This window comes from Prevotella scopos JCM 17725 (genome assembly GCF_018127785.1).
GTDB classification, from domain to species: domain Bacteria; phylum Bacteroidota; class Bacteroidia; order Bacteroidales; family Bacteroidaceae; genus Prevotella; species Prevotella scopos.
Map to the genome: position 1 here is coordinate 830554 of NZ_CP072389.1, position 25696 is coordinate 856249.

General features: G+C 40.3%; 18 protein-coding genes and 1 tRNA gene. 7 read left to right on the forward strand and 12 right to left on the reverse strand.

Going from position 1 to position 25696, the window contains the following annotated elements; translation table 11 throughout:
- The first annotated feature begins 40 nt into the window (after positions 1 to 40).
- The 4 genes from J4856_RS03180 (at position 41) to J4856_RS03195 (ending at position 7083) form a co-directional block, all read left to right on the forward strand.
- Positions 41 to 1678, forward strand: a complete 1638-nt coding sequence (locus tag J4856_RS03180) for a M23 family metallopeptidase (RefSeq protein ID WP_025836585.1) — start codon at positions 41 to 43, stop codon at positions 1676 to 1678.
- 17 nt (positions 1679 to 1695) lie between these two features.
- Positions 1696 to 3333 carry a dipeptidase gene (locus tag J4856_RS03185; RefSeq protein WP_065367896.1) on the forward strand — a complete coding sequence of 546 codons (1638 nt, stop codon included), beginning with the start codon at positions 1696 to 1698 and terminating at the stop codon, positions 3331 to 3333.
- A gap of 144 nt (positions 3334 to 3477) precedes the next feature.
- Positions 3478 to 4344, forward strand: a complete 867-nt coding sequence (locus J4856_RS03190) for a GLPGLI family protein (RefSeq protein ID WP_234967152.1) — start codon at positions 3478 to 3480, stop codon at positions 4342 to 4344.
- The gene (locus J4856_RS03195; RefSeq protein WP_025836588.1) at positions 4345 to 7083 is read left to right on the forward strand and encodes a TonB-dependent receptor; all 2739 of its coding nucleotides are present in this window, start codon (positions 4345 to 4347) and stop codon (positions 7081 to 7083) included.
- Between the two features lie 564 nt (positions 7084 to 7647).
- Here J4856_RS03195 and J4856_RS03200 read toward each other — a convergent pair.
- Positions 7648 to 9810, reverse strand: coding sequence for an elongation factor G (locus J4856_RS03200; RefSeq protein ID WP_025836591.1), 2163 nt, complete (start codon positions 9808 to 9810; stop codon positions 7648 to 7650).
- A gap of 206 nt (positions 9811 to 10016) precedes the next feature.
- Here J4856_RS03200 and hemW point away from each other — a divergent pair, with 206 nt between their 5' ends.
- Both hemW and J4856_RS03210 read left to right on the forward strand, forming a co-directional pair.
- Positions 10017 to 11282, forward strand: coding sequence for a radical SAM family heme chaperone HemW (gene hemW, locus J4856_RS03205; protein WP_025836593.1), 1266 nt, complete (start codon positions 10017 to 10019; stop codon positions 11280 to 11282).
- Between the two features lie 101 nt (positions 11283 to 11383).
- Positions 11384 to 11710 carry a hypothetical protein gene (locus J4856_RS03210; protein WP_025836595.1) on the forward strand — a complete coding sequence of 109 codons (327 nt, stop codon included), beginning with the start codon at positions 11384 to 11386 and terminating at the stop codon, positions 11708 to 11710.
- Positions 11711 to 11901: 191 nt separating this feature from the next.
- On the opposite strand, the gene J4856_RS03215 is transcribed toward J4856_RS03210, so the two are convergent.
- Positions 11902 to 13122 (reverse strand): uracil-xanthine permease family protein, encoded by a 1221-nt coding sequence (locus J4856_RS03215; RefSeq protein ID WP_065367897.1) that lies wholly within the window; start codon positions 13120 to 13122, stop codon positions 11902 to 11904.
- Positions 13123 to 13324: 202 nt separating this feature from the next.
- Here J4856_RS03215 and J4856_RS03220 point away from each other — a divergent pair, with 202 nt between their 5' ends.
- Positions 13325 to 14632 carry a serpin family protein gene (locus J4856_RS03220; RefSeq protein WP_025836597.1) on the forward strand — a complete coding sequence of 436 codons (1308 nt, stop codon included), beginning with the start codon at positions 13325 to 13327 and terminating at the stop codon, positions 14630 to 14632.
- Between the two features lie 499 nt (positions 14633 to 15131).
- Here J4856_RS03220 and J4856_RS03225 read toward each other — a convergent pair whose 3' ends face one another.
- The 10 genes from J4856_RS03225 to infC form a co-directional block, all read right to left on the reverse strand.
- Positions 15132 to 15368: a hypothetical protein gene (locus J4856_RS03225; protein WP_025836599.1), complete on the reverse strand. Its 237-nt coding sequence runs from the start codon at positions 15366 to 15368 to the stop codon at positions 15132 to 15134.
- Positions 15369 to 15768: 400 nt separating this feature from the next.
- Positions 15769 to 15853, reverse strand: a tRNA-Ser gene (locus tag J4856_RS03230).
- A gap of 977 nt (positions 15854 to 16830) precedes the next feature.
- Entirely contained in the window at positions 16831 to 18054 is a 1224-nt protein-coding gene (locus J4856_RS03235; RefSeq protein WP_025836601.1) for a BaiN/RdsA family NAD(P)/FAD-dependent oxidoreductase, read from the reverse strand.
- 119 nt (positions 18055 to 18173) lie between these two features.
- Positions 18174 to 18659 (reverse strand): pyridoxamine 5'-phosphate oxidase family protein, encoded by a 486-nt coding sequence (locus J4856_RS03240; RefSeq protein ID WP_025836603.1) that lies wholly within the window; start codon positions 18657 to 18659, stop codon positions 18174 to 18176.
- Between the two features lie 873 nt (positions 18660 to 19532).
- Positions 19533 to 20309: a pyruvate formate-lyase-activating protein gene (pflA, locus tag J4856_RS03245; protein ID WP_025836605.1), complete on the reverse strand. Its 777-nt coding sequence runs from the start codon at positions 20307 to 20309 to the stop codon at positions 19533 to 19535.
- Complete coding sequence (gene pflB, locus J4856_RS03250) at positions 20296 to 22542, reverse strand: formate C-acetyltransferase (RefSeq protein WP_065367898.1); 2247 nt, start codon at positions 22540 to 22542, stop codon at positions 20296 to 20298. The genes pflA and pflB overlap by 14 nt, the downstream gene beginning before the upstream one ends.
- 277 nt (positions 22543 to 22819) lie before the next feature.
- Positions 22820 to 23524 (reverse strand): hypothetical protein, encoded by a 705-nt coding sequence (locus J4856_RS03255; protein ID WP_025836607.1) that lies wholly within the window; start codon positions 23522 to 23524, stop codon positions 22820 to 22822.
- 551 nt (positions 23525 to 24075) lie between these two features.
- Complete coding sequence (gene rplT / locus J4856_RS03260; protein WP_004383393.1) at positions 24076 to 24420, reverse strand: 50S ribosomal protein L20; 345 nt, start codon at positions 24418 to 24420, stop codon at positions 24076 to 24078.
- A gap of 36 nt (positions 24421 to 24456) precedes the next feature.
- Positions 24457 to 24654, reverse strand: a complete 198-nt coding sequence (gene rpmI / locus J4856_RS03265; RefSeq protein ID WP_004360280.1) for a 50S ribosomal protein L35 — start codon at positions 24652 to 24654, stop codon at positions 24457 to 24459.
- Between the two features lie 117 nt (positions 24655 to 24771).
- The gene (infC, locus tag J4856_RS03270) at positions 24772 to 25452 is read right to left on the reverse strand and encodes a translation initiation factor IF-3 (protein WP_025836609.1); all 681 of its coding nucleotides are present in this window, start codon (positions 25450 to 25452) and stop codon (positions 24772 to 24774) included.
- Between the last annotated feature and the right edge of the window lie 244 nt (positions 25453 to 25696).

Sequence of the window (25696 nt, forward strand, 5' to 3'; positions counted from 1 at the left end):
AATACTCACACTTTGATAAGTAGAAAAGATCTGATAGCCTATGAATTTATTATTGAATCTTTTATTATCCATACTACCTTTCGGTTCTCCAGTTCACGTTCCATTGCAACTGGCAGGCAACTTTGGCGAGCCTCGTCCTAACCACTTTCATGGGGGTATCGACATCAAAACTGAACGGGAAGTAAATCTTGGCGTCTATTCTATTGCTGATGGCTATATATCAAGTGCTATCGTGGAGAAATATGGCTATGGGCGAGCCATCATGGTCACTCATCCCAATGGATATACCAGTTGTTATGTCCACCTCAACCGATTTGCTCCACAGATTGAGGCTGCCGTACGCAAATGGCAGTATCAGCATCAACAGTTTGCCTGTGATGTCAAATTCCGACCGGGAGAGTTCCCTGTGAAGAAGGGGCAATTCATTGCTTTGAGTGGTAATACTGGTGCGTCACAAGGTCCACACATCCATTTGGAGATACACAAGACTACAAACAGCAACCTTTATGACCCGCTCAATTTCTTAAAGGGTATCGTTAAAGACAAAACTGCTCCTGCTGTTTATTCCTTCAAAGCTTATCCACAGCCAGGAGAAGGTGTGTTCCAACATTCTCCCAACTCACGTATTTTCACCTTTGACAAGGGACATTTCCAAGCATGGGGAAAGGTTGGATTTGGTGTAAGAGCCAGTGACCACATGGACTCTGTATATAATAATTTTGGAGTAAGATACACACAGTTGTTTTGTGATGGTAAATTGGTATTCTCTTCAGATGTGAACAATATTCCTACAAGTTGCCACAGAATGGTTAATTCGTGGGGTGATTACGACCACTTCCTTTCTACAAAGATTTGGTTTATGAAGTCTTACATTGAGCCTGGTAATACGCTTCCTATCCTGCGAGCAGGAGCCAATAGGGGCATCATAAACTTCAACCAGCAACGAGACTACCACCTTCGTTACGTCATAAAAGATGTCTTTGGCAATCAAACAGTAAAAGAATTCACAGTAAGAGGTGAGCCAGAAGCTATTCCAAAGGCCTCCCATCCAGAAGGAGCAAGCCCACTCTATTATGCAAAAGACAATCGCTTTGAGGCGGGAAGTATTCGTCTGAACATCAAAAAAGGCTTACTTGCAAAAAATAGTTGGTTACAGCTACAGCATGGTGGAACGAGTAACGGACTATCTGCGGCTTACAGCTTCTCGAAGGCTGCATTCCCACTTTTCAACTATGCACAGATAAGTATCAAGCCTACTGCCGGCGTACGCAATCCTGAAAAGTTGTATGTAGCCATGCGGAACAGTCTTAATGCTAGCGGTCCTGCCTCCTATTGTGGTGGAACATACGCCAATGGATGGGTAATAGGACGTATGCGTGAGATGGCATCTGTTTACTTCTTAGCCTCTGATGAGACTGCGCCAACAATAACGGAACAGAATCGGAACCCTCGTAATCTCACCTTTAAGGTGACTGATACAGGTAGTGGTCTGCAAGATTGTAAGGCTTACTTGGATGGGAAGTTTATCTTGTTACAGTTTGGTAAAAACAAAGAAATATTCTTCTGTGACCTTACAAAAACTCCCGTTCAACCAACAGACATGGAACGGACATTGAAGATTATCGCAACAGACAATCGCAACAACAAAAAAGAATATCTGACTAAAATAAAGTATTAACAATTAAATTGTAGAGTATGAAGAAATCTTTTGTAACACTGTTCTTCCTTACAATGATTACGTATGCTAATGCGTGTACAAACCTCATTGCTACAAAGGGAGCAACAACAGATGGTTCTGTTTTCGTGACTTACAGCGCCGACGATTACGGCTTGTTTACTAACCTATGCCATTATCCAGCAGGCACACACGCTAAAGGTGACCGCCGCGAGATCATTGACTATGACACACACGAGAGTCACGGATTTATTCCTGAAGCTCCCGTAACTTACAATGTTATTGGAAATATCAATGAGTATCAGGTAAGTATTGGTGAAACAACTTATGGTGGTCGTGAAGAAATGGTTGATAAGTCTGGTATCATCGATTATGGTTCACTAATGTATCTAGGTTTGCAACGTAGCAAGACAGCTCGCGAGGCTATCAAGGTCATGACTTCACTTGTTGAAACCTATGGTTACAACTCTGGCGGTGAAACTTTCACTATCGCTGATCCTAACGAAGTATGGTTGCTTGAGATGCAAGGCTGTGGCGGCGACAAGAAACAGAAGGTTGTTTGGGTTGCTGTTCGCATTCCTGACGGCATGATTTCTGCCCACGCAAACCAAAGCCGTATAGGACAGTTCTCAACTTATAACACAGAGGTAATTACCTCTAAGAACTGCATCAGCTTTGCACGTTCAAAGGGTTGGTTCAATGGTAAAGACAAGGACTTCAACTGGAAGATGACCTACGCAGCACCTGACTTCGGTGGTCGTCGTTGGTGTGATGCTCGTGTTTGGAGTTACTTCAACCATTTCAAAGATATGTCACGCTGGTTGCCATGGGCATTGGGCAAAGACCCTAACGCAGAGGATATGCCACTCTGGATTGCACCAGACAAGAAAGTTGACTTGCCTATGATGGAAGCCTGCATGCGCGATCACTATGAGGGCACTGCATTATCACTCGATAAGGACATTGCACAGGGTATATGGGATTCACCTTACCGTCCTACCCCATTGAAATTTGAGGTAGATGGCAAGAAGTACTTCAACGAACGTCCTATCTCAACACAGCAGTCAGGTTTCACTTACGTTGCTCAACTCCGTTCATGGTTACCACGTGAGATTGGTGGTATCCTCTGGTTCGGTAATGATGATGGTAACATGGTTGCCTATGTACCAATCTATTGCAGTAATACTAAGCGTGCAGAGTGTTTCAACACCCCAGGTGCTGATGCTGTAACCTTCTCTGATAAGAACGCTTATTGGGTATGCAACTGGGTTAGCAACATGGTTTACCCTCGTTACTCTCAGCTCTTCCCAGCTTTGAAAGAGGTACGCGACTCACTCGACAACTCTTATCTTGCAGCACAGAAGGGAGTTGAAGATAAGGCATTGACACTCTATAACACTGACAAGGCTGCTGCAGTGAAATATCTCAACGACTACTCTGTTGAGAAAAGCGATGAGATGATTGCATGCTGGCGTAAGTTAGCAACTTATCTAATTGTCAAGTTCAATGATATGGTTGTAAAACCAGAGAAGGATGGTAAGTTCCTTCGTACTCCAACTGGTCTTGGCGAACATGTAAAACGCACTGGTTACAGCGACTATTTCAAGCGTGAGTTGGTTAAGCAGACCGGCGACAAGTATGCTATACCTAACAAGTAAACATCTAAAAGAAGCAAGTTTAGCTGGTAAATAAAGTTTATCAGCTAAACTTCATCAATAATAACCACTAAACTGTATTAACAAATGACTAACACACTGAACTATCAATAAATACAACTAAAAAATGACTCTATAAATAGAATTATGAAAACGTTTTCGATAATAACCTTAACATTGCTATTTATTTGTTTTTCATTAACATTGCATGCACAAGAAAAGCAAGGGCGTGTAATGCGCCCTAACAGTAGAGGTATAGGAAAATGTTCAGTGATTGGGCAAGCCCCAATTAAAGTTATATATGCTCTAAATGCTAATGATATTAACGATGAACATACTTATTTAGATTCTCAAGTGCTTCTAATAGGAAAAGGTTTGAGTAAGCTTTATAGTCGTTTCTTAGAACTAAACGATTCCTTACATGATGATTTTATTAAGCAAAATCCAAATGCGAATAGTATGCCGAGAATATGCTTTTCTGGTGGAAGGAACAGTCAGTATTGGAGCGAGTATCAATTTACTGACATTTACTCTGCTAATGGTATATACACTTGCTATGCTACGATGCCATGGGCTATGGAACGCTATAATGCTTTCTATACTGAGCCGATGTATCAACAACATTGGACACTTTCTGATGAGCAGCTATCAATACTGGGGTATGATTGCCAAAAAGCAACTTGCCTATGGAGAGGTAGAACTTTTGAAGCATGGTTTACTACCAAAATTCCTACACGCCTCGGACCATGGATATTCGGTGGGCTACCTGGACTAATATTAAAGATATATGATAAAGATCATCTCTATACATGGGAAGCTGTTGAGATAAAATCTGGTAACTTCCCAATTATCAAAAGCGAATATAAAGGATTTGTTAAGGATACACGTGAACATGTTTATAAATTACAAGTAGCCGCTAATCGAGATCACCTTAGGACTGCAGGAGCTCGCGACTATCAGTCAGGTCAATTAAAATCAAAGCCATACCCTTACGAGCCATTAGAAAAAGAATAGATGAAAACTACAACCATATTCAGTCTACTGATTATCTTTTGCTTAAAAATACAAGCTCAAACAGTCTTTGAAGGCAGTGTGATAGATGCACAGGGAAAGGCAGGAGATGCCATTGTAACTGTAACGGCAAAAGGGTATAATAGCGTACTGGCATTTGCTGAGACAGATAATAAGGGTGAATATCGTTTGGAAGTAAATTCACAATCCGATAGTTTAACAATTACCGCAGCTGGTATGTCTATAGGGCAGCAAGTTAAAATTGTTGCTAACCGTTCACAACGGTTAAACTTTCGAGTCAAAGAAAAGGTACTACAACTTAAGGAAGTTGAAGTTCATGCCAAGAAAATACGACAAAACGGTGATACTCTTAACTATTCTGTTGGTGCATATCAACAGCAAGGCGATCGCACTATAGGCGATGTTTTAAAGCGTATGCCTGGTATAGAAGTGTCAGATAATGGTAGTATAAAATTCAATGGGAAAAGTATCTCTAAGTTTTATGTTGAAGACATGGATTTGTTGCAAGGTCGCTATGGACTTGCAACAGGAAATATCAATGCACAAGATGTTGGTTCGGTTCAAGTGCTTGAGAACCACCAACCAGTGAAAGCCCTACAGGGACGAACACCGACCGATGATGTTGCTATAAATCTGAAATTAAAAAATGCCGCTAAAGGTACAGTAGCAGTAAACACTATGCTCGGTGGTGGTGGTCAACAATCTGGTGAATGGGGATTCGGAATGCGTTCCCTTTCTGATGCACAAAACCCTATTGGCAGAAATCCATTATGGACGGCAGAGGTTGTAGGTATGTACTTTGCAAAACGTAGGCAGAATATAACACTCTATAAAGGAAACAATATAGGTGATGATCTTTCCCAAGAATTAACTTCACATTATTCTGGTATCAATGATGTGGAGCTTGTTACTTTTGCCCCACTGGGAGTTGTTACGCCATCTGGCAGTGGATTACCACAGAAACGAACTTTTGACAATCAGTCACACATTGTATCAATGAACCACTTAGAAAAAATAGGCAAACAATCTGAACTAACGTTGAATATGTCGTATCTCCATGCATCTATACGACAAGAAGGTATCTCAGAAGCCGACCGATTTTATAGTTCTAATCAACGACTATTGAGCAGCGAGTCGCTTATATTTGTAACGCACATGAATAATCTTAGTACAAATTTAAGATACAATCGCAATGGTGAAAATGGTTTTATAGCCAATGTACTGAAGTTAGATGGAGAATGGAATAATGATAACGTACAGAGTCAACTTACCTCTGACCTAACAGGAGCTGTCCCCATCAACTATGGAGACAATCGGGTTTATCAATATTTTCATCGTCCTTCGCTAACAGTCAGTAACACAATGAATCTCATTCAGAATTATGGTAAACGTACACTTGACTTGCATTTCTCTGTTGGTTATGCCCAGCGCCCTAACACATTGATAGTTAATGTAGATTCTCTTTTATCACAAACATCAGTCCATTATAATCAAGAATTGAAGTCACGCAACATAGCTGGTGACTTCCACACTAACTTTACCTTTCACTTAGGATTGTTCTCTATAGACTATGGGGTTTTAGCTAATGCCAATTTGCATGGCATAAAGACAGATTTAAGTGGTTTTACTAATTTGACGGCAAATGGTAGTCAAAATCACACATCACAGTCGGTATTGAATGATTTATGGTACAACATTTATGAATTATCGCTAAATCAACAATACAAATTCGAGCAGGCAGGTTGGCGTCTCTCCCTTACCTGCCCTCTAAACTTATACACACAAACTCTTGATGACCGCATCACTAAAAACAAGAATAAATATACCCGCTTGCTTGTAACACCATCGTTTACTGTAAACTATGAGTGGCGTGATTGGAGTGGTAACATTAATGCAACATACTATAAGAATGTCGGAGATCCTGGAAGTATCTATAGTGGCTATATAATGAACAACTACCGAACATTTCAACGGTCGTATGTTGAACATTTGTCAGAAACAAGTTGCTTCACAACGAGTGTATCAGTTGGGTATCGCAGTGCTCTTACAGCAACCTTTTTCCGTATAAATGGTAACTATGGACACACTTGTGACAACCAAATTTATGGTTATGAATATCGAGGTGCAACCAGTGTTGTACATGCTATTGATAAAAAAACATATACAGATAATTATGCTTTCGGCTTTGATGGCAGCAAAGGTTTTGATTGGTTACAATCAACCATTCGTGCTTTTGGTGGCTATAGTTATAGTAAGAGTGAGCGCCTCATTGCTCAGAATCTTTATCCTTTCCATTCTCGAACAATCAGTATTGGAGGCGGTGGCACTATCACTCCTCTTACATGGCTTAATATTGTCATTACCAGCGGATATGCATGGAATGTGTCATCCATAGACGCTATAAATAATAATTCTTCACAGACTGTTCGAACAGCAACTCAGCGTATCAAGTTAAATGTCTTTGTCACTAAGCAATTTACGTTGACAACTACAATAGAAGGTAATTACAATAATTTGACCGAAAAGAACAGGCACACATGGTTTGGAGATATGTTATTTAAATACAAATTGAAACATATTGAATTAGACTTGCAAGCAAATAATCTTTTCAATCAGCGTCAGTACACAAGGGTTAACTATAGTGGTCTTGATATATATTCATCTACTTCGCAATTGAGACCTCTTAACATAGTTGGAACCATACGATTTAAAATATTATAGGAGAGGTATGAATAACTCGAATTATTCCTAATATATATTTATATTTGCAATAAAATAAACATCAGATTAATGGAACTAACACAAGACTTATCTTTTATAATAACACTCATCCTCATGCCGTTTTTATGCAGGAAACAGCCGTTTCCTATTAAAATAATCTATATCACCTGCATGACCTTGCTAACTCCGATATCCAGTCTATCGGTACATTATGACTCACTAAGAGAAAATTCTTTCTTATATAGCAGTATGTCTCTATATAAGGGAAAGTACTGCTATCTGGTAAAACTTAGTAACACATTTGTATCGTATTTAGTATGCGCACATGTGGTGCTTAGCCTTAGTACGATATGTGCGGGGCATCAACACGACATGTGCTAAGGCTCAACACGACGGCTAAGAATAGGCTGAGAAGGTCGACTTTGTTATAAATAAGGACTAATAAGCAGACATATTCATTATTCAGTGCCGACATGTAAACAAACAGAAAAGAGGTTGATTCTAACAGCATTAGCAATGCCATCGAATCAGCCTCTTCAACTATATTAGTTTAATTTTGGAGAACTATTCTTCCTCTTCCTTCACTTCTTCCTCATGTTCAGCAATCAACTTCTGCTGAATGTCATTAGGAACAAGCTCGTAACTTGCGAACTTAGTTGTGAAACTTGCACGACCACCAGTGAGAGAGCTCAAGGAGATACTATAATTAGCAAGCTCCTTCAAAGGAATCTTTGCCTGTAACTTCTGATAACCTGCCTCAGAATCCATACCCATAATCATGGCACGACGTCCCTGCAAGTCGCTCATCACGTCACCCATATAGTCACCTGGAACATACACCTCTAAGTCATAGATTGGCTCGAGAATCTTTGGACCAGCAGCCTTGAAAGCATCTGAGAATGCATGACGAGCAGCCAAAGTGAATGAAAGTTCATTAGAGTCAACTGGGTGCATCTTACCATCATAGACAATCACACGTACATCACGTGCATAGCTACCCGTCAGTGGGCCACGCTCCATACAATCCATCACACCCTTTAAGATAGCTGGCATGAAACGAGCATCAATAGCACCACCGACAACAGAGTTGATGAAGACGAGCTTGCCACCCCATGGAAGGTCACGCTCCTCGCGTCCCTTAATGTTCATCTTGAATTCCTGACCATTGAACTTATAGCTTGTTGGATCAGGCATGCCCTCTGCGTATGGCTCAACTATCAAATGAACCTCACCAAACTGACCTGCACCACCACTCTGTTTCTTATGACGATACTCAGCCTTTGCTTGCTTGGTAATTGTCTCGCGATATGGAATCTTTGGTTCTTTGAAAATAACCTGCAGTTTCTCATTATTCTCCAAACGCCACTTCAATGTACGGAGGTGGAACTCACCCTGGCCATGAACGATGGTCTGCTTCAACTCCTTGCTCTGCTCAACAACCCATGTTGGATCTTCCTGACGCATCTTTAACAAGGCAGCCATCAACTTCTCTGTATCCTGTGAGTTCTTTGCTTCAACAGCACGAGAATACTTAGAGTTAGGATATTTAATGAAATCGAAACGTTGGTCAATTCCCTTACCGTTCAGGGTATTACCAGTCTTCACGTCTTTCATCTTCACGGCACAACCTAAGTCACCCGCATTCAACTGGTCAACGGCAATACGGTTAGCACCGGCACAAGCATAGAGCTGTCCCATACGTTCTTTTGACCCACGATCAGAGTTGGTCAAGTCATCACCGGACTTCACGCATCCACTCATCACCTTGAAATAACTTACCTCACCGATATGAGGCTCCATACCCGTCTTGAAGAAGTAGAGTGACTCCGGACCATTGCCGTCAGGTGCAACCTCCTCACCACGTGTATTATGAATCTTAGGCATCTCGTCAACGAAAGGAACAACATTACCCAAGAACTCCATCAGACGGCGAACACCCATGCTCTTACCTGCACATACACAGAAAACAGGGAAGATTGAACGGGTAACAAGACCCTTACGAATACCTGTACGCAACTCATCCTCTGTCAGTGTTTCCTCTTCAAAGAATTTCTCCATCAAGCCTTCATCATTCTCGGCAGCAGCCTCAACGAGGGCTTTATGAAGTTCCATAGCCTTAGGCATTTGGTCAGTTGGGATATCCTCGATGATTGGTTCACCACCTTCAGGCTTCCAACTATATTTTTTCATCAACAGAACGTCAATCAAACTATTGAAGCCAGGACCAGTCTCGATAGGATACTGTACAAGAACACACTTTGAACCATAAATCTCCTGCATAGTTGAAAAGAGATTATCAAAGTCGCACTTGTCAGAGTCCAACTGATTAATAAGGAAGATAACAGGCTTCTTGAGTTTTTCGGTATAACGGAAAATGTTCTGCGTACCAACCTCTGGACCATACTGGCCATTGATAAGAATAACAGCCTCATCGGTAACATTGAGGGCAGTAATAGCGCCACCTATGAAGTCATCACTACCTGGGCAGTCAATAATGTTCAGCTTCTTGCTATTCCATTCAACGTGGAATACTGTTGGGAACACTGAGTAGCCATACTCCTGCTCTACTGGGAAGTAATCACTAACTGTGTTCTTAGCTTCTACTGAACCGCGGCGCTTAATGACACCAGCTTCGAACAACATACTTTCGGCAAGGGTAGTCTTGCCGCTACCGGCACTGCCAACCAAGGCAATGTTCTTAATCTCGTTTGTCTGATATACTCTCATATCTGATAGATTTAAGCTGTTAGTAATAATTTATTTCGTCTCAAGGGACAAGCCGAAGCTCATCATTTCAGCGGTCTAAGTTAGACATTTTAAGTGAAAGTGCCAAAGTTTCTAATAAAAAAAACAAATTCTTTTAAAACTTATTAGTACATTTGCACTACTTCTTGTAAGGCTTACATTAATTTATACGCATATATACACTTATCATGTCAGGATTATACATTCACATCCCTTTTTGTGCTAGTCGCTGCATTTACTGTGGGTTTTATTCCACAGTACCTGCAAAGAAGAAGGACGAAAGGCTTTCTGTAGAAGAGCAATATGTGAATGCACTCTGTCATGAGATGGAATTACGGGAGAGGGATGACTATGACATGACGGGAGAGAGAACAACCTTGTCAACCATCTATTTTGGTGGCGGGACTCCTTCGCAACTTTCCTTTCAGAGTCTGAGAAAGATATTCCAGACAATTGATAAGGTCTTTCATATTGGTTTAGAAAGGGATGAGGATAGCAACACTTGTAAGACTGCGACTCCCATGGAAATCACCATGGAATGTAATCCAGACGATGTAACAGAAGAGTTTGCACAGAACTTACGTTCACTTCCCATCAATCGTGTATCAATGGGGGCACAGACCTTCTCTGACGACCGCCTAAAGTTCCTACATCGACGACATACTGCTGACGAGGTGGAGACAGCCGTCGAACGTCTAAGAGACGTGGATATAAAGAATATCTCCGTGGATTTAATGTTTGGTTTCCCCAATGAGACACTTGCAGAATGGGAAGACGACATTGAGCGACTGATAGCTTTAGACATTGAACATATCTCTGCATATAGTCTGATGTACGAAGAAGGTACCCCACTCTATCGTCTTCTCCAAGCAGGAAAGGTTAAGGAGATGGACGACGAACTTTACAGACAGATGTATGATACCCTCATCGACCGCTTAACCGAAGCAGGATATGAGCAATATGAGATAAGCAACTTTGCCAAGCTTAAAGCTCAAAGTTCAAACCTCAAACTTCAAACTTCAATGTTCAATGTTCAAAGTCCAAACTTCAAAGTCCAAAGTCCCTTTCGTTCCCAACACAATAGCTCCTATTGGCACAACGTTCCTTATATCGGTATCGGAGCCTCTGCCCATTCGTACGGCAATGGTAGGAGAAGTTGGAACGTATCAGACACTAAGGCTTATATCGCTGCTATTCAAGAAAACATATTGCCAAGCGAAGAGGAGATAATCGATGCAGATACACACTATAACGACATGATTATGACAGCTCTCCGTACGTGTGAAGGAATAGACCTTACGAACCTGTCAGCTGAACACAGAACGTATCTCATGCACCTTGCACAACCTCTACAAGAACAAGGTTTGCTCATCGAAAACAATGGCTGGCTCCGGCTCACTCGCAATGGTATCTATGTTAGCGACTCTGTTATGAGCGATTTAATGAAAGTATAAGTCTATCATCACAATTCATCACCACCCATCACTCAACCACCCCACACCCCCTCCACAATTCATCACCACCCAACAACTAACACCCAACACCCACACCCCCCATGACGAACGAAGAATTTGAAAAGAAATGGACAGAGAATCGTAAAGAGATTCTTGCCAACAATGAAGAATATCAACGTATTGCCCGTAGCTATAATGGTTCGGGATGGATTGATTATGTCATCTTCATTGCAGGTTTTGTCATCTGCGAGAACTATACCAAGACATTGGTAAAAAGTATCGTAATTCAATATCTCCTTGCTCTTGTAGGTATGGTTTTAATATGGTTAGGCTTCCGGCTAATCAAAAGTTTCTTCAGCAGCAAACAGACCTTAGGAGAACTCGAAGAAAAGATAAAGCAACAATACAAAGATTCTATTGGTGGTTAACCCTTTTATATAAAGATATTGGGCAAATAGGATTTGTTATTCCTATCTGCCCAATATTTATATTTACAACTGAAGAACTTTACAAGTTAACAAGTTGCTCATATCGATAAACACCGCAAATAACAGCTTTCATAATCATTAATGATCAATAAACACCGCAAAAAACGATAATCATAATTATGAATTGTGAATTATGAATTACCTTCGCTCTTTTTCTCCTTTGCAGGTGGCAATATCAGGTTCAAGATAACGCCAACCACAGCTGACAATCCAATACCGCTGATAGAGAAACGACCATACTGCAACACAGCACCACCAATACCCATAGTCAACGTAACAGAGATGATAATGATATTACGTGTACGATTGAGATCAACCTTATGCTGAACGAGGTTCTGAATACCTACGGATGCGATTGTACCAAAAAGTAATAACATGATACCACCCAACACAGCAGGAGGAATACTCTGCAAGAGAGCACTCAACTTACCAATCACTGAGAAGACAATGGCTGTAGCAGCTGCAATTCGAATAACCTGCGGATTGGTTACCTTCGTAATACTCATGGCACCCGTAACCTCACTATAAGTTGTCACTGGAGGACCAGCAAAGAGGCATGCTGCCAAACAAGCCAAACCATCACCCAACATCGTACGATGCAAACCAGGCGACTTCGTGAAGTCCTTATCAGCAACAGCACTTACCACATAGACATCGCCCACATGTTCAATGACAGGAGCTATCGCCACAGGAATCATATAAAAGAAAGGTTCCCAAGAAAATTGTGGTATCTGGAAGTGAGCCAAGGCAGGAGGTAAGGCAAACCATGGTGCTGCTTCAACACCTGAGAAATCAACAATCCCCATACATGCTGCTACAAGATAGCCTACTGCGATACCACAGATTACAGGTACTAACTTCATTAAACCACGCCCCATTGAGAGAACCGTAACAGCTGTACCCAGTGAGATGAAAGCAATGAGCCAGTTGGTTTTCGCCATATCTACCGCAGCCTTTGACAGAGAAAGACCAATCAGAATGATGACAGGACCAATCACGACGGGTGGAAAGAGTTTATCCAATAGTTTCTTTCCTTGCCATTTAATCAGTGCAGACATCACAAAATAAACCAGTGCTACACCTGATATTCCGGCTAATGTTCCAGGCATACCCCACTGCTTCGAAGCTTCAATAATAGGAGCAATGAAAGCAAAGGAAGAGCCTAAAAAAATAGGAACCTTACCTTTCGTAACCAAATGAAAGATAAATGTTCCTAAACCTGCTGTGAATAATGCTGTTGCTGGATCAAGTCCAACGAGCAAAGGGACGAGAACAGTAGCACCGAAAGCTACAAAGAGGAATTGCACTCCCACAATGACCTTTCGCGTCGGCGATAGTTGTAAATTACTCATGTATAGAATGATTTTTATTAGTATTTGTCAGAGATATATTGATTTGCATTCCGTTTGCAAAAGTATAAAAAATGTATGGTATAGTGATTGAAATAAGAGAAAAAATGACTTTTAAGTAGAAAAAGAGCCCCTTTATACATAACAGAGCAATTCTTTTTGTATCTTTGAGTCATCTTTTCTAATTCTAAACAGACAATACGCTATGACGAAAAAACTTCTATACGTCCCTACCCTACTTTTATTAGTTTGTTGCACACAATCTAAAAAGACTCTACATATACTTGAAAAAATAGCTCAGAAGACTACAACAAGTTCACAGCTGACACTTGAAGATGCTGCCAAAAAAGCCAAACCAGATTACGTTCTGTCAGAAGAAGAGACAAAGTATGTCACAAGTTCAAATACGTTCAGTCTGAAGTTGTTCCAACTATTAGCCAACAAAAACAGTAAGGAGAGTATTGTTTTATCGCCCATGGCTGTCGTTTATTCATTAGACATGATTAACAACGGCGCAAACGGAAAGACACAAGAGGTCATTTCGAAGGCACTTGGCTATATGACTGATAACCTTGATGCTATTAATTCACTTAACAGAACAATGCTGATTGGTCAGAGAAAGGAGGAGACGAATGTAGATAATGAGTCGATGGGATATATGATTACTGCCAACTTCCTAATGCTGCATGAGCAAACAAAACTATTACCCGATTTTCAAGAAGCATTAGAACACTATTATTTTACCAATATTATCGACTCTGTCAACACTCCGAAGGGCAAAGAAAGTGCTAATAAACTTTGTAAAACAATCACAAAAGGTGAGATTCAATCCTTGCCCATCAACCTTACAGGACCTCGTGCCGCACAGCTTATCAATGCCGTTACACTTAAGACGGCTTGGTCCTTACCGTTCGACAAGGATATTACAAAGCCTATGCCTTTCTTCACTGAGGATGGCAAAAGCAAGCAGGTCTATATGATGAGAAATTATGACACGATGCAAAAGTATCAAGGTTATACCACTAAGGATTATCAAGTACTGCGTATGCCTTTAGAAAACGGCTTTAGTCTATATGCTGTCCTACCTCAAAAGAAGAATAACTTGCAGAATCTCATTCGTAAGTTAACAATCAAAGAAATGCATAAAATCTCTCAAAACACTAAAGTGTATGACTATGTAAACGTATTTTTTCCACGTTTTACCATCTCTGCGAATATTCCTATGAAACAGCTTTATGGTGAAATGGGCTTAGGTAATCTATTCTCTCGTGAAGCCGATTTTGGTAAGATGAGTGTTCAACCGCTTACTGTTGACGATGTTTTCCAGCAGATAAACATGAATATTAACGAGGAAGGAATCAGTGCAAAAGCCATTCAAGTTATGCTATTCGCCAAATTATCAGCTATGGATAGTTCATCTACATTCACTTTTAAGGCTGACCATCCTTTCCTTTATTACATCCTTGATAAGTATAACAACATCTGTTTTATGGGGAAGTATATGGGAGATTAAAGTAATTCGGGAGAGGTGTTGGGTGTTGGGTGATAATATACAACTATGTACTGGTTAAACACATGCATATTGTTAAAGGCTCCATAAAGAATCGTATGGGTTGTGTGTTAATATTCCACACGTGTGGTGCGGGTGCTTAGCACATATGGTGTTGGTGCTTCGCACTAATGGTGCGGATGGTATGCACCACATGTGCGAAGGGTTAACACCATTGCTGTATATGGAATGGTAGGGATTTAATGTGCGTTAAGCGTATTAAAACGAAGGTCTATTTGTAATTGTGTTTAGTTAGAGGCTATTCTTTTTGACAATATTTTTAGGGTCTATGACGAACCACCATATAAGAACAAGATTACGATTCTTTATTGCAATAGGGTTTCAGGTTCTCAGCTGATATCATTACTTCTTGTCCCTTCATAATGCTTGTAAAGATACGAAATCATTGCCATTTTATTCAGGTTACGACATATTAATAGTTCATTAAAATTTGAATATATGGCTACGCAGCCTTAGGCTGCCAGCCAATGAGTTCTTTGACAATCTTACTAATTAAAGTTCGGTTCGGTCGGCATCGGGACATATCGAAAATTAATTTCGTATAGTTCGCATTGAACATCAACGACATAACTTTTGCCATGGAATTGTCCATACCATTGTCTTTCATGAAGACCTTGGCGGCATTCAGTGAGGCGAACGATGCGTTGAAATAGAAGACTGCTCTGAAAATGGTTTTCATTTGCGCTGCTGTTGTTTAATTGTAGCCGTGGCAAGGAAAGTTGTAGCCAAAATTCAATAATTGTAGCCAGCTTCTGATAGAAATGTAGCCAAAAGATTGAAATATTAGCAGGGTAAACTTCTGTAACTACGCTGCAAAGTTCGACATATTTATTTGAATAACAGCAATTTGCGTGTACTCTATGCGTACTCAGTACGAACTCTTGGCTACAATTTTTATTTTGCCTCAAAAAGTGTAGCCAGATTGTAGCCATTGTAGAGTATTTAGGGAGTATTTACCCCCTCTGTACGTACTCTGAGAAGAAGAATGTATATAAAAGAAAAGTATCATAACTACTTGTAGCTATGATACTTACGTTTTTGTTAGGATTTCTCTGTTGGTCTGTTCAGAGTACCTAAAGCGGAGAGAGAGGGATTCGAACCCCCGGTACCTCTCGGTACGACGGTTTTCAAGACCGTTGTAATCGACCACTCTACCATCTCTCCAGAAGGCAACTTTGTAGTCTACCTGCTTCCTTGTTGAAAGCGAGTGCAAAGGTATAGATAATTTCTGAAACTGCAAAATCTAAGACAGAAGAATTTAAAAATAAAACACTTTTTAACTAAAATGAGTGTAATAACAGTGTGTTAGATGTAATATTGTATTGATGGGATGATAAAATTAGGGTCTTCAGGATTTTGGAGTGATAAAGTTTGCCACTTATGTTTAGAGTTTGCAGCAATGTCACACGGAGGCACGGAGAGGACGGAGGATTATTAAAACAAAGCAATGGAAGTAACGGAGGCACCGTCGGTGCATAGAGCGACGGAGCTTGTTTGCCAATTCTATTAGCAATTTATATACAAAGCGTTTACCTCAAAATAGTTATCAAGAATCTGTACGCTATACCTCCGTCGCTCTTTGTGCCGTCGGCACCTCCGTGACATAGCATTACCTCCGTCTCTTCGTTACTCCGTGTGCCTATTATATAAGACTTTTAGTTATCACTCCATATTTCGGAAGAACCTAAAATTAAACAGCGCACAGGGAGGGTATCTTTGTAATATTCTATTTGATACTATATGATTGGTACATATTGGTGCTGTTTGATAAATCTTTTTCTTGTATGTTTGAGTTTAATTTTATTATTAATAGTGATAAGTTAAGACCTCACTTTACACTTTCTACTGAAGTTGTCTTGCTTAATATGTGTGGTGTTGAGGGTAAACACATGTGGTGTTGATGGTTAGCACCATTGGTGCTGGGTGTTTCGTAGCTTGTAATATGTTTTTGGGGTAGAGGAAACCTATAGTCAAAAAGGTGTTATACTACCAAAAGCAAATAATGTACTTGCTTATCTAAAAATAATGTGGAATTACCTTTTAAGTAGGTAATCCCGCAATAAATATGGTGTTATTGAATCTTAATGGGCTAATAATAGTCTTATACTAAGATTGGTTTTATTTGCTCGACGGTCTATAAGCTACACACTCCCTGCCGCACATTGTCCAGCTACGACGCCTGTTGTCCATGCAGCCTGAAGATTAAAGCCGCCGGTGATGGCATCAATGTCTAATACTTCGCCTGCAAAGAAAAGATTAGGACAAACTTTGCTTTCAAGTGTTTTGGAATTAATAGAGCTAAGGCTTACGCCACCACAAGTCACAAATTCCTCGCGGAAGGTACCTTTACCAGCAATAGTGTATTGATCATTGACCAATGTTTCTATCATGCGATTTAATGTTTTGCGCCCAACTTCTGCCCATGGTTTCGCAGGCTCTAAGCCAAGTTTGCTAAGTATATAGAGCCACAGACGACTTGGTAGTCCAAATGGGTGTAGGGTAGCGAGCTGTTTTCGTGGGTTAGCAGCCTGCAACTTCAGAAGGTTTTCCTCTACTTCTTGTCGTGCTCGTTCCCCTGTCCAACTGATAGCAAGCGGAGCTTTATAATCGTTTTCAGCAAGTAAACGAGCTGCGTATGAAGAAAGCTTCAAGGCAGCAGGACCACTTACACCCCAATGTGTTACCAACAATGGCCCTTGTGCGCGCAATTTTGTTCCAGGAATAGTTGTTACAACTGGGTCAACAACCGTTCCCATGAGATCGCAGAAGGCACGGTCCTTTATATTAAAGGTGAAAAGTGATGGTACAGGAGTCTCTATTTCATGTCCAAGTCGAGCGAGGTATTGTAATCCACGCCCATTGGGTGAGCCGCCCGTTGTTATAATTGCACGATGGAATACGCGATGTGTACCATTCTCAAATTCCAGTTTTAGCCTTCCGTCTTCTAACTTATGGATATCCATCAATCGGTAGCGACAACATATAGTCACACCGAGTACCTTGGCTTGACGCACCAAACAATCTATAATCACGTGTGAGTCCTGTGCCTTTGGAAAGACGCATTCATCTTCCTGTGTCATCAACGGAACACCATGTGCTTCAAACCACCTATAAGTATCCTCGTGACTGAACGTCTTCATCAACCGCTTCATGACTTTGTGGCCACGTGGATAAGCCTGCCGCATATCAGTTATTGCCGCAAAGCTATTAGTGACGTTACAACGTCCACCACCCGTAACTTCAACCTTAGCCAAAACCTTCTGTGCACGTTCAAAAATAGTCACTTTGCAAGAAGGATTTGTTCGCTTAGCTGTGATGGCTGCCATAAAACCAGCCGCTCCCCCACCGATTATTGCTATCTCCATTATAATGTATAAAGTTCACGATTCTTGCTTCAACAGGCTAATAACTGATGATTACTGAGATTATTGCAATTAGGAAGCTGATAGTGCAAAGAACTTGTTTACACATGCGCGTCCACTAACTATCGAAGTACCTTCTTACGTTTCCCGCTGAACTCAGTGAAATCAACACGAATTATCTCAACGCGATGAAAACTCATGTGAGCATATTTATCACCAAGTTCTTTAAAGTCAGCCGACAACTTATCGATTAATAAATGCAGTGCATGCATTTTCTCATCATCAGAGAGATTAATACGCGCCTCACCAAAGAAGATAGCACTTTCATATTCTGTAGTGAAATTACGTGGTAATAAGTTTACTTTACCAATTATACAAAGTGACACTTTAGGATTCTTTTTAATGGCTTCAAGCTTACGTCCTTCAGGTGCACAGTGAATATAAACGCTATGGTCACCATCCCAAACGAAGTTAACTGGTATTCCATAGCCCATATCTTCAGAAACCATACTCAAAACTCCATATTCACCATCTCGCAAGAGTTCGACAGCACGTTCTTCGTCCATTAGACGATCTTGTCTTCTTATACGATCATTAACATACTTCATATCAAATCATATTAAATAAATACTTATCTTAGATACATGATGTTTTTTCTTGCCTAAATCAAGGAGTAATCTGCATCATTAATCTCAACAAACACAAAAAGACCTTGACTGATTCACATCACCCAAGGTTTAAATACTAAAACTAAATTAACCACTAAAAAAACTTGTTGCAAAGATACACGTTTTTCTTTTTGCTACAAAAGCTTTTTCAAATTATTTTCATGTCCATTATTGTTTTTAACCTTTATTATGATTCATCTAGTAGTATAATTGCCTTTTTATCAAGGCATAGAATTTGAAAAAAGAATATCACTACTTGGAAGAAGAGCTTTCTTAAATCCTTACCTCAAAAATATATAAGTTGCAAAATAAATAAATATGAATTTATTTTACACAAAAACCTATTTCATCCAAAATAATAACAACTGATCAAATCACGCTTAACAAACGTGTATATAATGATAATACAACAAAAGCGATTATCTATTTTATTGGAATAGTATAAGAAACGAATGAGTATTTTATAGATAGAAAGATTAGATGATTCGAAATATATTTACAAAATGATAAACACTACTACTTTATAAAGACTAAAAAAGAGATAGCATAGACAAGTTTTAATCAATTAAGATTCTTTTGAAAACGTGATGTGAAAAAAATCATCATATGCGTCATTATATGATTTTTATATTAGAAGACATTAGGTTAAAAAACATTATTGCATCAAACAAAATAAAATCAGATTTTGTGGAGAAGTGATAACACAAATGGAACCGAGTTTTCAATAAATAAAGCTTTTGATTAAAAAACAGATGGAATTATATTCAATGAATCAAACCATCTGCCTTCTGATATATTTTACTTACTAAATCATCATTCCGTTAATATCTCCTTCGCATGATTGATGCTTTCCTTTGAAGGTGGCTTTACATCTGTGAGTGCATACGGGATTCCCAGTTGCTCCCATTTATATACTCCAAGGTCATGATAAGGCAGTACATCAACCTGTTCAACATTACTTAATGTATCAATGAAAGTACGAAGTTTGCGTAATGACTCGTCGTCGTCATTAATACCAGGAACAAGAACGTGTCTTATCCAAACAGGTTTCTTAATATCAGAGAGATAGTGTGCGCAATCGAGGATATTATCGTTTCTCCAACCAGTTAAATTCTTATGGGCATCACTATCAATGTGTTTTATATCCAAGAGAACCAAGTCAGTATATTTCATCAGTTCCTCAAAAGCTGCAAAATTACTGCTTTCGCGACTAAATGGCTGAGCAGAAGTATCAAGACAGGTATTGATACCTAAGGCCTTCGCCTTTCGAAACAATTCTGTTAGGGGTTTTATCTGCAACAAAGCCTCTCCCCCACTCACGGTAATACCACCTTTTTCTCCCCAATAGCTTTGGTATCGTTGTGCTTGTGCTAAGACATCATCAACAGAGCGGAGTTGTCCCCCCGCTCTGTTCCATGTGTCTGGGTTATGACAATACTGGCATCGCATTGCACATCCTTTAAGAAAGATAACAAAGCGAATTCCAGGTCCATCCACCGAACCAAAAGATTCGATGGAATGAACCTGAAGCATATTGTCTTGTAATTTAGAAAAATCCGTTTGTGTATTATCCACTTTACATTGAACCATGTGCACGACGTGCGATAACGTCCATCTGCTGTTCACGTGTAAGATCAATGAACTTCACAGCGTAACCACTCACACGGATTGTGAAGTTAGCATACTCTTCCTTCTCAGGATGTTCCATACAATCAATCAGTTTGTCAACGCCAAAGACATTAACATTCAGGTGGTGTGCACCACGATTGAAGTAACCATCCATTACGCCAACAAGCGTATTGACACGCTCCTCTTCATTATGGCCGAGTGCATCAGGGCTGATAGTCTGTGTGTTTGAAATACCATCCAATGCATATTCGTATGGTAGTTTAGCAGTTGAGTTCAACGATGCCAACAAACCATTCTGTTCTGCTCCGTAAGATGGATTTGCACCAGGAGCGAGCGGTGCTCCATCAGGACGGCCATCAGGCATATTCCCCGTGAACTTACCATACACAACGTTGGAAGTAATGGTTAGGATACTTGTTGTAGGTTCAGAATGACGATAGGTATGATGCTTACGAATCATATTCATAAAGGTCTTCAACAACCATACAGCAATATCATCAGCGCGATCATCATCATTACCATAACGTGGGAAGTCACCTTCAGTCTTATACTCTATTGGGAAGCCTGTTTCATCACGAATGATGTTCACCTTAGCATACTTGATAGCAGAGATAGAGTCAACCACATGACTGAAGCCAGCAATACCCGTTGCGAAGGTACGACGTACGTCTGTGTCGATAAGAGCAAGCTCTGCAGCCTCATAGAAGTACTTATCATGCATATAATGGATAAGGTTCAATGTGTTTACATATACACCAGCCAGCCACTCCATCATATCTATGAAACGAGGCATAAACTCCTCATAAGTAACAACATCCCCCTCAATAGGACGATAAGCAGGACCACACTGCTCACGTGTCTTACTGTCAACGCCTCCACTGATAGCGTAGGTGAGACATTTAGCGAGGTTTGCACGCGCACCAAAGAATTGCATCTCCTTACCAGTCTGGGTTGCTGATACACAGCAGCAGATAGAATAGTCATCACCCCATATTGGACGCATTACGTCATCGTTCTCATACTGGATTGAGCTTGTATCAATTGAAATCTTTGCTGCGTAGTCCTTGAAATGCTTTGGCAAACGTGAGCTATACAATACAGTGAGGTTAGGCTCTGGTGATGGACCCATATTCTCAAGTGTATGGAGGAAACGGAAGTCGTTCTTTGTTACCATTGAGCGACCATCCATACCCAATCCTGCCACCTCGAGGGTTGCCCATACTGGGTCACCAGAGAAGAGCTGATTGTAAGAAGGGATACGTGCGAACTTAACCATACGGAACTTCATTACCAAGTGGTCAATCAGTTCCTGTGCTTCAGCCTCAGTAAGTGTTCCTTCTTTGAAGTCGCGCTGAATATAGATATCGAGGAAGGTTGAAATACGACCTACTGACATCGCAGCACCATTCTGTGTTTTGATTGCAGACAAATAACCAAAGTAAAGCCACTGTACAGCCTCACGTGCATTGTTGGCAGGTTCAGAAATGTCATAGCCATAAATCTTTGCCATTTCTTTCATTTCATTCAGCGCCTTAATCTGCATAGAGATTTCCTCACGCAAACGGATAATATCCTCAGTCATTGTGCCGTCGCCACAATTGCGCAAGTCCTTAGCTTTCTCATTGATAAGGAAGTCAACACCATAAAGTGCTACACGACGATAGTCACCAACGATACGTCCACGACCATAAGTATCTGGAAGACCTGTAAGGATATGATTGTGTCTGACAAGTTTCATCTCATCAGTATAAGCATCGAAGACACCTTCGTTGTGTGTCTTGCAATACTTCGTGAAAATCTCATGAAGCTTTTCTGAAGGCTCATAACCATAGGTTGTACACGCCTGCTCAGCCATTTTTATACCACCATAAGGCATAAAGGCACGCTTCAGCGGTTTATCAGTCTGCAAACCTACAACCTTCTCAAGATTCTTTGTTTCATCACCAATATAACCTGGTCCGTATGCAGTCATACTAGAAACAACTTCGGTTTCCATGTCTAAGACACCGCCCTTAGCACGTTCTTGTTTCTGTAGTTCTTTGAGCATACCCCAAAGTTTGTTTGTAGCCTCGGTTGGAGCCTCAAGGAATGAAGCGTCACCATCATAACTTTCGTAATTATCTTGGATAAACTGACGCATATTGACCTCATCAAGCCACTTCGTTCCAGTAAATCCTCTCCATGCTTTTTTCATGAGTGTATAATTTTGTTATTATGTGAAACTTATAATGAGTATGTTTTTATTTTCATACCAATTATGCATTACTAATTACCGAGGACAAAGATAGATAAAAAATAATGTATTATCAAGTGTTTATGCATTTTATTGTATGTAAAATTAGCATAAATACCTACTTATAATGAGCGTCCAAACTTGACTTTACAAATAATATATAAAATCTACTATCTGGACAGTAAAATAATACAGAAATATTGGAACCATTCTATGATGTGTAAATATACAGACATCATCATTGAAGAATTTCAATAACAGTTGCCGTGTAACTCCCTTTCGGTATTCTGTCAACCACAGCTTCTTTATAACCTGTTGGAAGATAACCACCCGGAAGCCATAATTCATTCACACCTGCTTCGTTTCCCGAAGGCATCCTTAACCTTAATCGCTTGGGTTTAAGAATGTCTATTCTTATTAAGATCTTATTCTTCCATGTGTTCACAGGAATACCCAGTTCATTCTCTATCCGTATTAAATTACCATGGCTCTTTATTAAGACACTATCCATCTCTGATTTGGTCATAACAAACTGACTATTATCAGCTTTCCCAAGTGAATCACCATCATGACGATCAAATGCTTCTTTTGTTATAATACATGATGCACCTGCCTTGAAATCCTTTAAATGTCTTCGAATACATCTTCTCTTCAGATAAGTAGCAGGATCTGGTCGGCTTCCTTTAGAAATACTCAGTATAGTTTGTCGAGATGCACCATTACGGAAGTATTTTTCCACAAGGCATGTATTACCCGCATGGGAAGGACCTACGTTCTGCTTTTCAATCTTCATACCGAAATCATTCGATATCAGAGAATCACTTACAGACAAGTGACGTGAGGTGTCATTTATTGGCGTATCTAGTGCAAATACTAGCTGTCCACCTCCGAAAGAAAGAAAGAGAATCCCAAAAACACTGCAAAACAATCTCTTACTAGCCATAATGGTTCTATTCACATTAAATTCTACAAGCTCTAATCCTTTATCAAAATTAGCGAAAACTTCCTACCAGATATTAGAGCTGTAATAAGCGTATAAACATTTATACATACAAAAGTAATAGATTATTCTGATAACCCAACACATTTCATGATGTTTTTCTCTTTACACTCTTCATAACCAAGAATATGAAAAGTGGATTAGAAATCATGAATTACAGATTATGAGTTGTGAATTAGGAGTTATAGGTTGTGGATTATGATTGTAGATTAAAAAAGTTATTATCTTACTTTGCTTGGAATTATCTAGTCTGTAAGCAATTTCTTAACCCGCCTACACATTTACCTATCCTTTACAACAAGGGGTATCTCTCATTTTCCTCCCCTCCCTACGGGGAAGGAGTAAGGGGGAGGGGCCAGTTGGTTGACCAATTAATAGGCCTGTTGGCTGACCAATTGATGCCTGTTCGTGGCCTACATTAAAAAAGCTGCCACCCATCCGGGCGACAGCTCTATTCCGTTATAACGAGTGCTCACGATGTGAGCGTCATTAATTTACTTTACCTTGTCAACAATAGCCTTGAAAGCTTCCTGATTGTTAACAGCGAGGTCAGCGAGCACCTTACGGTTAATCTCGATACCAGCCTTGTGCAATGCACCCATCAACTGACTGTAGCTCATATCATAAAGACGAGCAGCAGCGTTGATACGCTGAATCCACAATGCGCGGAAGTTACGCTTTTTGTTACGACGGTCACGATAAGCATAAGTCAAACCCTTCTCATAGGTGTTCTTTGCTACCGTCCAGACATTCTTGCGGGCACCATAGTAACCCTTAGTCTGCTTCAGAATTCTTGTTCTCTTTGCTTTAGAAGCAACATGATTGACTGATCTTGGCATAGTTTTTCTTTCCTTTTAATTTGTTTGACTAATGAATTAACGGAGATTGAGCAAGTCGCGTACCTGCTTCAAGTTTGTACCATCCACGAGCGTCTGGTGAACAAGATTTCTCTTCTGTTTCTTTGTCTTCTTAGTCAGAATGTGACTGTGGTAAGCGTGATGACGTTTAATCTTACCAGTACCGGTGAACGTGAATCTCTTCTTTGCGCCGGAATTTGTCTTCTGTTTTGGCATTTTTGTAAAATTTAAAATTGTTATTTATATTCATCTGTGGCAACGTATATACCAGGACGTTACGCACAGGTTGCTCATTTACTTTCCTCTCAGTAAAGAGAAAACGTTCAACGAGCGTTAGTCAATATTCAACTTTTTCAGTGCGTCTGCACCATTCTTAGCATTGGCGAATAATCCACCATCAGCCTTTGTCTCCTCGTTTGCAGCCTCAGCTGCAGCCTTTGCGCCAGCCTCAGCCTCCTCACGATCACGCTTTTGCTGACTCTTCTTAGCAACACCCGCCTTCTTAGGAGCAAGATAAAGAAACATCTTTTTGCCCTCGAGCTTTGGTAACTGTTCAACCTTTGCCAACTCTTCAAGGTCATTTGCAAAACGCAACAGCAACACCTCTCCCTGTTCTTTGAACAGAATTGAGCGACCACGGAAGAACACATAGGCACGGACCTTATTACCTGCATTGAGGAATTCCTCTGCATGCTTAAGCTTAAACTTATAGTCGTGCTCATCTGTTTGAGGACCGAAACGAATTTCTTTCACCTCCTGCTTTACCTGCTTCTGCTTCATCTCTTTCTGATGTTTCTTCTGCTGGTAAAGGAACTTAGAATAGTCGATGATACGACAAACGGGCGGCTGCGCATTAGGAGAAATCTCCACAAGGTCAACTCCTTCTTTTTGAGCCAATTCCAACGCCTTACGAGTAGGCATCACCTCAGCTCCATCATCGCTTACCACACGCACTTCCCTAACGCGAATCTGCTCGTTCACGCGGTACTTCATTTTCATTTTGTCATTCTTCATTCAACTATTTTAAAGTGTCTAAATTTGCTAAACGCATGCAAAGTTACTATTTTCCAACTGATTATCCAAAGATTTCCTCTACTTTTTTTTGCACTCCGGTTTAGGACTTGCACTATCAGTAAAGGGATTTTGCGCTTACATTATTTTATGTTTACCTCGGTGACGGCAACCATATAGAAAAATTGTCACCTTATTTAAGAATATCTCACCACTACACTTGACGCAAGATTCACCTATCCATAGC

Excerpts from the sequence above, each read along its gene's own strand:
- J4856_RS03200 (WP_025836591.1), bottom strand. The coding sequence starts at position 9,810 with ATGAGAGTATATCAGACAAACGAGATTAAGAACATTGCCTTGGTTGGC.
- pflB (WP_065367898.1), bottom strand. The coding sequence starts at position 22,542 with ATGAAAAAAGCATGGAGAGGATTTACTGGAACGAAGTGGCTTGATGAG.
- J4856_RS03235 (WP_025836601.1), bottom strand. The coding sequence starts at position 18,054 with ATGGAGATAGCAATAATCGGTGGGGGAGCGGCTGGTTTTATGGCAGCC.
- hemW (WP_025836593.1), top strand. The coding sequence starts at position 10,017 with ATGTCAGGATTATACATTCACATCCCTTTTTGTGCTAGTCGCTGCATT.
- J4856_RS03190 (WP_234967152.1), top strand. The coding sequence starts at position 3,478 with ATGAAAACGTTTTCGATAATAACCTTAACATTGCTATTTATTTGTTTT.
- J4856_RS03255 (WP_025836607.1), bottom strand. The coding sequence starts at position 23,524 with ATGGCTAGTAAGAGATTGTTTTGCAGTGTTTTTGGGATTCTCTTTCTT.
- J4856_RS03215 (WP_065367897.1), bottom strand. The coding sequence starts at position 13,122 with ATGAGTAATTTACAACTATCGCCGACGCGAAAGGTCATTGTGGGAGTG.
- J4856_RS03185 (WP_065367896.1), top strand. The coding sequence starts at position 1,696 with ATGAAGAAATCTTTTGTAACACTGTTCTTCCTTACAATGATTACGTAT.
- J4856_RS03225 (WP_025836599.1), bottom strand. The coding sequence starts at position 15,368 with ATGAAAACCATTTTCAGAGCAGTCTTCTATTTCAACGCATCGTTCGCC.
- J4856_RS03195 (WP_025836588.1), top strand. The coding sequence starts at position 4,345 with ATGAAAACTACAACCATATTCAGTCTACTGATTATCTTTTGCTTAAAA.
- rpmI (WP_004360280.1), bottom strand. The coding sequence starts at position 24,654 with ATGCCAAAACAGAAGACAAATTCCGGCGCAAAGAAGAGATTCACGTTC.
- J4856_RS03240 (WP_025836603.1), bottom strand. The coding sequence starts at position 18,659 with ATGAAGTATGTTAATGATCGTATAAGAAGACAAGATCGTCTAATGGAC.
- J4856_RS03180 (WP_025836585.1), top strand. The coding sequence starts at position 41 with ATGAATTTATTATTGAATCTTTTATTATCCATACTACCTTTCGGTTCT.
- J4856_RS03220 (WP_025836597.1), top strand. The coding sequence starts at position 13,325 with ATGACGAAAAAACTTCTATACGTCCCTACCCTACTTTTATTAGTTTGT.
- pflA (WP_025836605.1), bottom strand. The coding sequence starts at position 20,309 with ATGGTTCAATGTAAAGTGGATAATACACAAACGGATTTTTCTAAATTA.
- infC (WP_025836609.1), bottom strand. The coding sequence starts at position 25,452 with ATGAAGAATGACAAAATGAAAATGAAGTACCGCGTGAACGAGCAGATT.
- rplT (WP_004383393.1), bottom strand. The coding sequence starts at position 24,420 with ATGCCAAGATCAGTCAATCATGTTGCTTCTAAAGCAAAGAGAACAAGA.
- J4856_RS03210 (WP_025836595.1), top strand. The coding sequence starts at position 11,384 with ATGACGAACGAAGAATTTGAAAAGAAATGGACAGAGAATCGTAAAGAG.